Annotated in this window: 10 protein-coding genes; 3 read left to right on the forward strand and 7 right to left on the reverse strand. The window is 70.8% G+C overall.

Annotated elements, in window-relative coordinates; translation table 11 throughout:
* The 4 genes from FV226_RS25300 to FV226_RS25315 all read right to left on the reverse strand — a co-directional run.
* A partial coding sequence (locus FV226_RS25300) for a CsbD family protein (RefSeq protein WP_147765093.1) occupies window positions 1–140 on the reverse strand: 140 nt, incomplete at its 3' end.
* Between the two features lie 97 nt (window positions 141–237).
* Window positions 238–1,146: a PhnA-like protein gene (locus tag FV226_RS25305; RefSeq protein ID WP_147765094.1), complete on the reverse strand. Its 909-nt coding sequence runs from the start codon at window positions 1,144–1,146 to the stop codon at window positions 238–240.
* 38 nt (window positions 1,147–1,184) lie between these two features.
* The gene (locus tag FV226_RS25310; protein WP_147765095.1) at window positions 1,185–1,529 is read right to left on the reverse strand and encodes a CsbD family protein; all 345 of its coding nucleotides are present in this window, start codon (window positions 1,527–1,529) and stop codon (window positions 1,185–1,187) included.
* A 398-nt stretch (window positions 1,530–1,927) separates the two neighbouring features.
* The gene (locus FV226_RS25315) at window positions 1,928–3,385 is read right to left on the reverse strand and encodes a PAS domain S-box protein (RefSeq protein ID WP_147750659.1); all 1,458 of its coding nucleotides are present in this window, start codon (window positions 3,383–3,385) and stop codon (window positions 1,928–1,930) included.
* A 735-nt stretch (window positions 3,386–4,120) separates the two neighbouring features.
* On the opposite strand from FV226_RS25315, the gene FV226_RS25320 reads away from it, so the two are divergent.
* From FV226_RS25320 to FV226_RS25330, 3 genes are all read left to right on the forward strand, one after another.
* A complete protein-coding gene (locus FV226_RS25320; protein ID WP_246691732.1) occupies window positions 4,121–4,930 on the forward strand; it encodes a pentapeptide repeat-containing protein in 810 nt (269 codons plus the stop codon).
* A 38-nt stretch (window positions 4,931–4,968) separates the two neighbouring features.
* Complete coding sequence (locus tag FV226_RS25325; protein WP_246691733.1) at window positions 4,969–6,426, forward strand: M48 family metalloprotease; 1,458 nt, start codon at window positions 4,969–4,971, stop codon at window positions 6,424–6,426.
* A gap of 93 nt (window positions 6,427–6,519) precedes the next feature.
* Window positions 6,520–7,200 carry a glutathione S-transferase N-terminal domain-containing protein gene (locus tag FV226_RS25330; RefSeq protein WP_147765098.1) on the forward strand — a complete coding sequence of 227 codons (681 nt, stop codon included), beginning with the start codon at window positions 6,520–6,522 and terminating at the stop codon, window positions 7,198–7,200.
* 197 nt (window positions 7,201–7,397) lie between these two features.
* Here the strand turns inward: FV226_RS25330 and FV226_RS25340 are convergent, their stop codons facing one another.
* The 3 genes from FV226_RS25340 to FV226_RS25350 form a co-directional block, all read right to left on the reverse strand.
* Window positions 7,398–9,164: an ABC transporter ATP-binding protein gene (locus tag FV226_RS25340; RefSeq protein WP_147765100.1), complete on the reverse strand. Its 1,767-nt coding sequence runs from the start codon at window positions 9,162–9,164 to the stop codon at window positions 7,398–7,400.
* A gap of 312 nt (window positions 9,165–9,476) precedes the next feature.
* Window positions 9,477–10,676: an MFS transporter gene (locus tag FV226_RS25345; RefSeq protein WP_246685512.1), complete on the reverse strand. Its 1,200-nt coding sequence runs from the start codon at window positions 10,674–10,676 to the stop codon at window positions 9,477–9,479.
* Between the two features lie 146 nt (window positions 10,677–10,822).
* On the reverse strand, window positions 10,823–11,369 hold a 547-nt coding region (locus tag FV226_RS25350; protein WP_147765099.1), incomplete at its 5' end, for a PRC-barrel domain-containing protein.

Raw genomic sequence — 11,369 nt, forward strand, 5'->3', positions numbered from 1 at the left:
TTCTGGGCTTCGCCCTTCAGCTCCTGCGCCTTGCCTTCGGCCACGAGCTTGTCGTTGCCGGTGACGTTGCCGACGCCCTGCTTGACGTTGCCGGCGGCCTCGTTGGCCAGGCCCTTGATCTTGTCGGTGGTGCTGCTCATCGAACGTGCTCCTGTCTTGGGTCGATCGGAAAACCGGCCGATCCGACCGGCGGGATGCCGGCCCCGGCGTACCGGGGCCGAAGGGGCGAGGTGGGGATCAGGCGCGGCGGGTGGTGCCGTAGGCGACAGCCGGGCCGACGGCGCCGAAGCGGCCGCCGAGGAAGCCGGCGAGCGCGCCGAGGATCAGCGCCAGGGCGCCGTAGAACGCGCCCTGGGTGGCGGCGCTGCGGGTGGCCTCGGCGGCGACCTTGGCCTTCTGCTTGGCGTCGGCGACGGCGGCGTCGTACTGCTTCTCGTAGTCCTGGATCTGCGCCTTGGCCTGGTCGGCCGGAATGCCCTGGGCCTTGGCCAGCGCGTCGGCGGCGCGGTTCTCGGCCTGGGCCTTCTGGGCCGGGTCGCCCGAGAGCAGGGCGCGGACGGCGGAGGCGGCGGCGTCGCGGAGCGCCTGCGGGTCCTGGCCGGCCGCCTGCTGGCGGACGGTGTTCTCGATCCCGTCGAGCGGGTTCGAGATCTTGGACAGCGAGGGCGCAGCCGCCTGGGCCGCGGTCTGCACGGTGCCGCCGACGAGCGAGCCGGCGCCGCCCAGCGTGCTGGTCACCGCGCCGAACGCGCCGCCGACGATCCCGCCGACGGCGGAGCTGAGCAGGTAGAGCACGACGAGGGTGCTCACCGCCCACGACACCAGGCCGTGATAGCCGGCGGTGGCGGCGACCGGCTTGCCCGAAAGGCGGCCGGCGAGGAAGCCGCCGACGAGGGCGGCGACGATGCCGGACCCGACGAACCAGAGGCCGGCGCCCATCGACAGGGTCGAGGCGGCGGGGTTGTCGGCGGCGGGACCGCCGACGCTGGACAGGCCGATGCCGACGCCGACCATGTTCAGGATCACCTGGGCGACCAGCGCCAGGACGGCGCCGGCGAAGATCGCGCCCCAGGAGGCCTGGTGCAGGTGGACGGTCGAGACGGCGCTCGCCGAGGGTGCGGTAGGGATGGTGGAGGTTGTGGCCACGATGGACTCCGAAAGACTAGACGCGACGAGGACGGGTGTCAGCGGCGGGAATGGATGAGGAGGGCGAGGCCGTAGCCGACGGCGCCGGCGATCATCAGGGCGACGAAGGGGCTCTCCTCGACCTGGTGGCTCACGGCCCGACGGCCCTGGCGCAGGTAGTGGCCGCCGTTCTCGTAGGCGTCCTCGGCGTAGTCCGCGGCGTCGTCGGCGACGTTCCGGACGGCGTCCTTGGCTTGGCCGTAGAGGTTCTCGGCCGAGCCTTGCGCTTCGCGAAAGCGGCCTTCGACCGAGTCGTTGCGCGACCCGACGAGGTCGCCGACGGCGCCCTGTGCCCTGCCGACGAACTCTTTCGCTGCGCCGGTGACGCGATCCGTATCGACCATGATGTCCGTCCTGTTCTGAGAGGGTGTGGAGACGTGTGCGGCGCGTCGCCCGGGCTACGACATGCGCGTGGACCCGGGCTTCGCGTCGGACTTCGAAAAACGAGGTTCGGTGTGGCCCGCGCGGTTCTGCCCGCGTTCGGGCCGGACCTGCGGTTCTGGGTGCGTTGGTTTCGCTGGGCACGATCCCGTCCGATCGAACGCGCGGCGTGATCCGCACAGGTTCGAGGGGACGGTTTCGGCCCGCGCTGTTCTTGCTCCGGTGCCGTACTGTCGTTGCGCTTGGTGGGGTGCTCTTCCGGTGCTCTTTGACCGAGCTTGGCCTCAGCTTCGGGTCACCTTGGAGATGGTGGCGTCACCTCCGGAGGCAATGGTACGAAAGTACTGGTATTCTGATTTATTCATTTCGGGATCGTTGCCGGCAGGTTGTGCTCCCGCGCCCATACGATCACCTCGGAGCGCTTGTGCAGGCCGAGCTTGCGGTAGAGCGCGGCGGTGTGGTTGCGGACGGTGTTGCGCGACAGGTTCAGTCGCTTGGCGATGGTGTCGTCGCTCAACCCCGCGCAGACGAGGCCGAGCATCTGCCGCTCGCGCACGGTCAGGCTGAGGGTCGGGTCCTCGGCGGTCTCCGCCCCCGGATGACGCAGGCTCGCGAGCTTCTCGATCAGCCCGCGGCTGAACCAGGACGTGTCGGCCATCACCGCCTCGATCGCCTCGAACAGGTCGCGCTCGGAGCGCTTGCGGTCGGTGATGTCCTGCAGCACCGCCAGGACGAACGCCTCGTCGTTGATGGTGACGCGCTCGGCGGAGACGAGGCAATCGAGGTCGCCGGCGCTTTCCGCGTGCAGGCAGGTCTCGAGCCCGAGCACGAAGCCGGTACGCATCACGGCGCCTTCGAAGCGCAGGCGGGCCGCATCCTTCGTCCAGAGGCCGATCTCGTCGGGCGTGCGGCCCACCACGCGGTCCTGCCCGTAGCCGAAGACGCGGGTGAAGGCCTCGTTCACGCCGGTGATGGCGAAGCCCTCGGCCCGGCACAGCATGGTCGGCACGGGCGTCAGCTGGAACGCCTTGGCGAAGCGCTCCTCGCTCTGGCGGAGTGCCGTCTCGGCCTTCTTGCGCAGCTCCAGGTCGGCGAAACTGAACAGCATGCACGGCTCGTCGCCGAGCTCCATCGGCTGCCCGGCGACGATGACGAAGCGGGTGCCGCCATCCGGCAGCTCGAGGCAGGCCTCCATCTGCGGGATGGTGGCGCCTTCGTTGAGGCGGGAGATCGCGAGGTCGCGGCTGCGCGCCCCGGCCAGCACGTCGACCTCGTAGACGCTGCGGCCGATCACGGCGTCACGGGTGTAGCCGGTCATCTCGAGGAAGCCGACGTTCACCTTGACGTGGCGCAGGTCCGACAGCCGGCAGATCACGGCCGGCGCCGGGTTGGCGTTGAAGGTCTTCTCGAACCGCTCCTCCGCCTCGAATTGCGGGGTCACGTTCTGGAGGATCAGGGCGAGGCAGCTCGGCGTGCCGGAGGCGTCCGTCACCACAATGCTGCGGAGCGAGTGGACGAAGTCCACGTCCGGCTTGTCGGTGCGCTTCACGTCGACGATGACGTCGTGGAAGGTCTCGCCGCGCACCACGCGCTCGATCGGGTATTGCTCCGGCAGACGGTTGTTGCGGTAGCGCAGGGAGAACCGGGCGCGATACGCATCGACCGTCTCGCCGAGCTCGGCGAGGTTTTCGGCGCCGTGCATGGCGAGCGCCGCGTCGTTCGCCCAGACGATGCTCTGGTCGGGCTCGACGAGGATCACCCCTTCGGTCAGGCCGGCGATGATCTGCCGGAGTTCCGATCTGTCGACGCTCGCGGTCACGGGTGGGTGTGGTCCTGGGAAAGGATCGTTCCAGGGTGGACGATCCCGGCGGCAACCGTTGCGCGAGCAACTGGTTCCCACTTCCCGTCGATTTCACTGGTACGATCGTCCCGTCACCGTAGTCTTGATCGCTGGTGCAGCCGGCTCAGGACCGGAACGGCGTTCAAGTTGGGTGGACGCATGCGCTTCCATGCCCCGCCGCTCGGCCGCATTCCGCAGCGATGAGAGATGTGGCGTCCCCGGCAGGGCTCGAACCTGCGACCCCAGGTTTCATACCACTTCGGCTTTCGCCGCCGCGGGCGGGTGCCCGCGTTCGTGGCCTGGACTATCCCTTCGCCGTAGGCGCCCGAAGGCGCCCTTAGGTGCCGCCCGTCTAGTCTCTACACCTTCCCGTGCATGGCACTGCGCGGGCTTGGCTCGGGATCGGCAGGGTTCCGGCGACCTGAATCGCCGGGACCGGAAGCGTTCCCCGAATTTGAGCGGATCCGCCGCGCGGTTTCCCGATGCGGCGCCCAATTTGCGTCTAGGAAACCTGTGCTCTGTCCAGCTGAGCTACGGAGACGTACCGATCGTTTGTACCATCGTCGCAGCGCGAGTCCACCCGGAACCCAAAGCGGCCGACCTGTTGCCAGCCTGCGCTGGGCGGAGCGGCCCGATCCGGGGCATGCTGTCCTTAGGGATTCGCGGTGTTCCGATTGGGGCGCGGGAGGCGGGGCGATGGGAAGGACGGGGCGGATGCTCGTGGGCGTGGCCTGCGCCACGATCCTCGGCGCCCGCTCCTGCGCCTCGGCGGCACCGCGATCCGGGGCTGGCGAATGCGTAGCGGGGGCGGCGCGGGCCGACACCCTGTCCGCGGTCGAGCCCCGCGGCGAGCTCGTGCTCGCCTCCGGCGCCCGTGCGGTGCTCGGGTCCCTGTGCTGGCCCGACGACCCGGAGGTCGCCAAAGCCGCGGCCGACCGGCTGACGGCTCGGCGCGGCGGCACGCTCACCGTCGTCGCCCGCGGCGAGGCCGACCGCTGGGGACGCGTGCGGATCGACGCGGTGGCGGAGGATGACGGGATCGACCTCGCCGGCGACCTCGTCGGCGCGGGGTTGGGTTTGGTGGACGCCGGCGAGGGCGACGCCCTGTGCCGCCCGGGACTGCTCGCGGTCGAGGAGACCGCGCGGCGCGCCGGGCTCGGGCTCTGGCGCCATCCGCCGATCGAGGCCGGGGACGGTGCGGCCCTGCGGGCGGCGGCGGGCCGGTTCGCGGTGGTCCAGGGCACGATCCGCCACGTCGGCGAACGCCCGAGCCGGAGCTACCTCGACTTCGCGGGGCGGGGCGAGGATGGGCTCACGGTCACAGTGTCGAAACGCACTTGGCGCAGGATGCGCGAACATGGTTTGAGTGCGGATCGGCTCAAGGATGCGCGGGTGCGGGTGCGCGGGGTCGTCGAGATCCGTCGTGGGCCGACCCTCGAGGTCGCGGTGCCGGAGACGATCGAAGTGCTGGAGGCGCCGACGGCGGTCGCCGGCGTGGACGGGGAGCGGGCGCTGCGGCGCTGAACGGCATGATGGACGGCAGGACGCAGGGCAGAACGGAGATGCGGCGGGGCGGAGCGGCGGCGCGCCGGCCGCTGGCGCTCGCGCTGCTGCTCGCGCTCTCGGCCTGCGCCGGCGAGCAGACCGGCTCGGTGCTGGTCCCTGCCGTCGTCGCCGTGCCGCCGGAGGCGCCGCGCACCACCGGCCGGCCGGCCAACGTCACCGATGCCGACCACACCAAGCTCGTCGCCTCCTTCGGCGGGGAATACCGTGCGCCCGCGACCCTGCGCCTGCTCACCGAGGTGACCGACCGCCTCGTCGCGGCGAGCGACCGGCCCGATCAGACCTACGTGGTGACGCTGCTCGATTCGCCCGTGGTCAACGCCTTCGCCCTGCCGAGCGGCCGCCTCTACGTCACCCGCGGCCTGGTGGCGCTGGCGAGCGACACCTCGGAGATCGCGGCGGTGCTCGCCCACGAGATCGCGCACGTGACGCTGAACCACGCGACCGCGCGGACCGAACTCGAGCTGCGCTCGCAGCTCGTCAGCCGCGTGGTCGCCGACGTGCTGAACGATCCCGCCACCGGCGCGCAGCTGCAGAGCCAGTCGCGCTTCGCCCTCGCCCGCTTCTCCCGCGAGCAGGAGCTGGAGGCCGACGCCGCCGGTGTGCGCACGCTGGCGAAGGCCGGCTACGACCCCTACGGCGCCGGCCGCTTCCTCACGGCGCTCAACCGGACGCTGGCGCTGAAGGCCGGCGGCGGCACCGCGGCCGAGCCCGACATGCTCGCGACCCATCCGGGCACCACCGAGCGCATCGGCCTCGTCACCCGCGCCGCGCGGCGCACCGGCGCGCCCGGCATCGGCGTCGACGACCGGGCCGTCTACCTCGCGGCGGTCGACGGTCTCGCCTACGGCGACAACCCCGGCGAGGGCGCGGTGCGCGGGCACCGCTTCGTGCATCCGAGCCTCGGCATCGCCTTCGAGGTTCCGGACGGCTTCTCGATCGAGAACACCCGCAACGCGGTGCTCGGCACCACCAACGAGGGCAGCCGGCGCCTGCTGTTCGACCAGGTCGAGGCCAAGGACGGCCAGGGCCTCGACGCCATCCTCAAGGCGACGTGGAACGACGCGATCGACCCGGCCTCGATCGAGGTGGCGCCGATCGCCGGCCACCCGGCGGCGACCGCCCTGTCGCGTGGCAAGGACTGGACCTTCCGGCTCGCCGCGATCCGCGTCGGCGAAACCACCTTCCGCCTGATCATGGCGGCCAAAGGCGCGACCGACCCCGACCCGGCCTTCCGCCGCTGGACCGCGAGCCTCGCTTCGGTCTCCGCCGCCGAGACCGCCTCGCTGAAGCCCCTGCGCCTGCAGGTCGTCGCCGCCGCGTCTTCGAGCGCCGAGGACCTCGCCCGCCGCATGGCGGTGCCCGACAGGGCGCTGGATCGGTTCCTGGTGCTCAACGGCCTCGAGCGCGGGGTGCCGCTGAAACCGGGCCAGAGCTACAAGGTGGTGGTGGAGTAGGCGGGCGCGCGCCGATCGGGGCGTCGAGGTCTTGCAACCGATACGTCCTTCGCGCGAAGCCCCGGTCGGGGCCACATGCAGGACGCGCACGCCATGATCCGCTTCTACTACAACCTCTCGCCGAACCCGATGAAGGTCGCCCTCTGCCTGGAGGAGACCGGCCTCGCCTACGAACCGATTCCGGTCGACACCCGCCGGGGGGAGCAGTTCGCGGAGACCTACGCCGCGATCAACCCGAACGCGAAAGTGCCCGCGATCGTCGACGGCGACGCGACGGTGTTCGATTCGAACGCGATCCTGCTGCATCTGGCCGAGAAGGCCGGGGCTTTCCTGCCACACGGCGAGGCGGCGCGGGGCGAGATGCTGTCGTGGCTGATGTTCGTCGCCACAGGCATCGGGCCGTTCTCGGGCCAGTGCGTGCACTTCCGTCACTTCGCCCCCGAGGCCGAGCGGACGGGCTACGCCGCCGAGCGCTACGTGTTCGAGGCGCGGCGCCATTGGAGCGTGCTCGACGCGCATCTTTCCGGCCGCAGCTTCGTGCTGGCCGAGTACGGCATCGTCGACATGGCGGTGTGGGGCTGGGCGCGGATGCTGCCCTTCATCCTCGGCGAGGACGCGATCCTCGAATTCCCCAACGTGAAACGGCTGCTCGACACGGTAAGCGCCCGCCCCGCTGCGCAGAAGGCGGAAAGCCTCAAGGGCCGCCACGGGTTCAAGGCCGAACTCGACGACGAGGCCCGGCGCTTCATGTTCCGGTCGATGAAGGTGAGCTGAGGAAAAATCTTATCCCGACCTCGCCCTCATCCTGAGGTGCCCGCCCCGGCGGGCCTCGAAGGAGGGGGCCAGGGATCGCGGTGAAGTCTGGAGGGCTCCTTCGAGGCCTCCGCTTCGCTGCGGCGCCTCAAGATGAGGTCGCAGGGTGAATGGGCTCGTCTGATCGATGCGCCCCGACAGGCAACGGGGTGACGGGGCTACGCCGCCACCAACGCGCCCATCGACATCGATTCCTTCTTCATCAGCTCGCGATAGAACCCGTCGAGGTGGGTGAGCTTGTCCGGCGAGCCGTCCTGGATGATGCGACCACCCTCAAGCACCACGATCCGGTCGAAATCCTTGAGGGTCGAGAGCCGGTGCGCGATGGCGATGACGGTGCGGCCCTTCATCAGGTTGGCGAGCGCGTGGCGGATCGCCTCCTCCGATTCGGCGTCGAGCGCCGAGGTCGCCTCGTCGAGGAGCAGGATCGGCGAGTCCTTGAGGATGGCGCGGGCGATCGCGATGCGCTGGCGCTGGCCGCCAGAGAGCTTGACGCCGCGGTCGCCGACGATGGTGTCGAACCCCTCCGGCAGGGCGTTGATGAAGTCGGTGCAGTGGGCGGCGTCGGCCGCCTTCCACACGTCCTCGTCCGAGGCTTCCGGCCGGCCGTAGCGGATGTTCTCGCGAAGCGTGCGGTGGAACATCGACACGTCCTGCGGCACGACCGTGATCGCCTCGCGCAGGGATTCCTGCGTCACCCGGTCGATGTCGTGCCCGTTGATCAGGATCTTGCCGCCCTTGGCCTCGTAGAAGCGCTGGATCAGCGAGAACAGGGTCGACTTGCCGCCGCCCGACTTGCCGACGAGGCCGACGCGCTGGCCGGGCTCGAGCACGAGGTCGAAGTCGGTGAAGACCGAGCGCCCGTCCGGGTAGGCGAAGGCGACGTGATGGAACTCGATGCGCGCGCCGGACCCTGAGAGCGGCACGGCCTCGGGATGGTCGATCAGGTCGTGCGGCTGCAGCAGGGTGTGCAGCGCCTCCGAGAGGCGGGCGGTGTGCTGGGTCGCGTCGACCAGCGCCACGGCGAGGTCGCGGGTGGCGGCGAGGATGCGGATGCCGAGAGTGCAGACGAGCACCACCTGGCCGTTGGTCGCCTGGCCCGCCTCCCACATGGTGATCGCCCAGTAGAGCAGGCCGAGCACCGCGAGCACGGTGAGGATCGCGTGCACGATCCGGAGCTTCTCGAGGTAGAGCAGCGAGGAGCGGCGTGCGCGCATCTCCTTGGCGATGGTGCCCTCGAAGCGCACGCCCTCGCGCTTGAACGCCGAGAAGGCGCGGACGAGCGGCATGTTGCCGACGAGGTCCACCATCTCGCCGTCGACGCTGGCGGCCTTGGAGGCGAAGTCGTGGTGCAGCGGCTTTCCGGCCGCCGCCATCTTGAACATCAGCACCACGACGGCGGCGAAGATGCCGGCCAGCACGAGCGCCATCGTGAGGTTGACGCTGCCGATGTAGAGGATCGAGCCGAAGGCCGCGACGCAGGGCGGCATCACGTTGAACACGAACATGTTCTCGACCGTGAAGATCGCGTTCGAGGTCGCGGTGATGCGCGAGGCCAGGGTACCCGGCTGCCGGTCGGCGAAGAAGCTCGGAGAGTGCCCAGTCATGTGCCGGAACAGGTCGCGGCGGATGTCGCCGGTGACGCCGACGAAGGTGAAGGACCCGACGAGCGAGGCCACGCGCCAGAGCATGTTGTCGGCGGCGATGAAGGCGATGAGGATCGCGAGCGCCCCCCAGATCAGGTGCGCGTCGGGTCCCTTGCTCAGCGCGTCGACGACGCCCTTCAGCGCGTAGTCGGTCGAGACCGAGAACCCGACGGCGCCGAGCACCGCGACCAAGATCACGGCGTGCGGCAGGGCCCGGCGCCGGAGGTAGCGGCCGACGAAGGCGAAGGGCCGGTCGGCGTATTGGCAGAGGTCTTCCATCGCGATGAGCATCTCGATTTCAGGCGACGCGGAGGGCCGGCGGAACGGGGAGGGGCGAAGGGGCGGACAAGCGTGCGAACGAAGCAATGGAGAAGGGTGCGAACGGAGGGGCGGGCGACACGGTGTACGCGTTGGCGGACGGCACGGCGACGAGACGCGAATAAAAATCAGCGCCGGCGGGGCAACGCAACAGCCTCGTCGACCGTTGCGTGAGCCCCAACCTACGCCGCGCTTTTATCCCGCGAACCTGAACGGCGTTTGACCGGCATGCGAATCCGGTGCCGGACGCCGTTGCGCCCCACGCATCGACCCTCATCGCGCCGCCTCGCGCCGGGTCTCGGGCATGATCAGCGCTACCAGCGCGAAGGCGGCGGCGCCCACCACCGCGAGCCCGAGGAAGGCGGTGTGGCTGCCGAGCCGGTCGGCGAGGATCCCCGCGAGCGAGGTCGAGAGCGCGGCGCCGATCCCCATGGCGGTGCCGACGGCGCCCAATGCGAGGTTGAAGCGGCCGGTGCCGCGGGTGAGGTCGGAGACCACGAGCGGCACCATGACCCCGAGAACCGCGGCCGAGACGCCGTCGAACACCTGGATCGCCACCAGCAGGTACGGGTTGTCTGTGTAGGCGAAGAGCAGGCCGCGAATGGGAAGCGCGGCGAAGCCCGCGAGCAGCACCGGGTAGCGGCCGAAGCGCTCGGCCGCGCGGCCGACGGCGGGGGCTAGCACCGCCAGCACCGCCTGCGGGACCATGATGCAGGCGGCCACCAGCGCGGTCGCGGTCTCGCTCGCCCGCAGGGTCAGCACGCTGCCGACGAGCGGCAGCATCGCGGCGTTGGCCAGGAAGAACAGCGTCATGCAGGCGGCGAAGCTGAGAAGCGCGCGGTTGGTGAGCAGCGCCCGCACGCCGCCGGACGCGGCGTCCGCGGGGCGTGCCTCGGGTTCCTGCGTGCGCACGCCGGCATCGATCTCCTCGGCACGGATGGCGGAGAGCGCCATGATCGTCGGCACCACCAGGGCGGCGGTAAGATAGAACACCGCGTCGTTCGACAGGTAGTACCCGCAGGCGCCCATGCCGGCAGCCGCCACCGCGTTGCCCATCGCCTGGAAGCTAGCGTTGCGCCCGAGGCGCTCGCCGGCGCGGGCATGGCCGACGAGGCCGATGCTGATCGCGGCGATCGCAGGCGTCAGGATGCAGCTCGCCGCGGAATGAACCGCCATCGCCAAAAGGACGATCAGGAAGTTCGGCCACAGGGCCAGCGCAAGCGCGCTCGCCGAGATCGCAGCCACCGAGACGCCGGCGGCGAAGCGCTTCGAGCGCATCGCGTCGACGAAGGCGCCGCCGGGCACCTGGCCGAGCAGGCTGACGAGGCTGCCGACGGTGAGCGCGAAGCCGATATCGGACTGGGTCCACTTCGATTGCGTGAAGTACACCGCCAGAAACGGCCCGAACCCGGTCTGCAGGTTGGCGACGAAGAAGGCGAAGAGGTCGAGGCCGCGCCGGCTCGCCCGCGACAGGCCGTCCGCACCGGAGGCCGCGGGCGCCGGCTCGACGGCCGCCTCGCGCAGCCGGACGGGCCGGGCGCGGATCTCGTGGTCGAGCCTCGGCTGGCGCTGCGCCTCGCGGGGGGGGATGACGCGCCGGTCCTTCGGACGGGCCACCGTCACTTATCGGGCACCTTCTCCGAGGCCGGCTTGTCGGCCGGCTTCGGCGCAGGGGCGGCCGCAGGCGGCGGCGCGGGGGCCGCACTCGGTGCGGGCGTAGGCGTGACGGTCGGCGGAGCCGCGGCCGGCGCGGTCGCCTGCTCGCCCTCGGGGCCGGGGCTCGCCGGGCCGAGGACCACGATCGGCTCGCCGGCCTTGTACTCGGGCGAGACGCGGACCTGGTTGCGGCTCAGTTGCAGCGACAACCGCCCGACCTTGCCGTCGGAGGTGAAGCGCAGGGCGCGCCAATCGACGGCGATCTTGCGCGAGCCGACGCCGAGGAAGCCGCCGAAATCGATGATCGCCGCGCGCGGGCGCCCGTCCTTGTCGATGATCAGATCGATGATCCGCCCGAGCTCGTCGCCGTTGGCGCTGCGCACGCTCTTCCCGAGCACGCTCTCGTAATCCTGGGTGTCGAGTACGGTGGCGGGCGTGCCCTGTTGCTGCGCCTGGGGCGGCGCAACCGGGGCGACCGGCGGTGCGGCCGGGGCGACAGGCGGCAGGGCC

Origin of the sequence: Methylobacterium sp. WL12 (assembly GCF_008039475.1) — a bacterium.
Taxonomy (GTDB): Bacteria; Pseudomonadota; Alphaproteobacteria; order Rhizobiales; family Beijerinckiaceae; genus Methylobacterium; species Methylobacterium cerastii.

Excerpts from the sequence above, each read along its gene's own strand:
- FV226_RS25310 (WP_147765095.1), bottom strand. The coding sequence starts at position 1,529 with ATGGTCGATACGGATCGCGTCACCGGCGCAGCGAAAGAGTTCGTCGGC.
- FV226_RS25320 (WP_246691732.1), top strand. The coding sequence starts at position 4,121 with ATGCTCGTGGGCGTGGCCTGCGCCACGATCCTCGGCGCCCGCTCCTGC.
- FV226_RS25325 (WP_246691733.1), top strand. The coding sequence starts at position 4,969 with ATGCGGCGGGGCGGAGCGGCGGCGCGCCGGCCGCTGGCGCTCGCGCTG.
- FV226_RS25330 (WP_147765098.1), top strand. The coding sequence starts at position 6,520 with ATGATCCGCTTCTACTACAACCTCTCGCCGAACCCGATGAAGGTCGCC.
- FV226_RS25340 (WP_147765100.1), bottom strand. The coding sequence starts at position 9,164 with ATGGAAGACCTCTGCCAATACGCCGACCGGCCCTTCGCCTTCGTCGGC.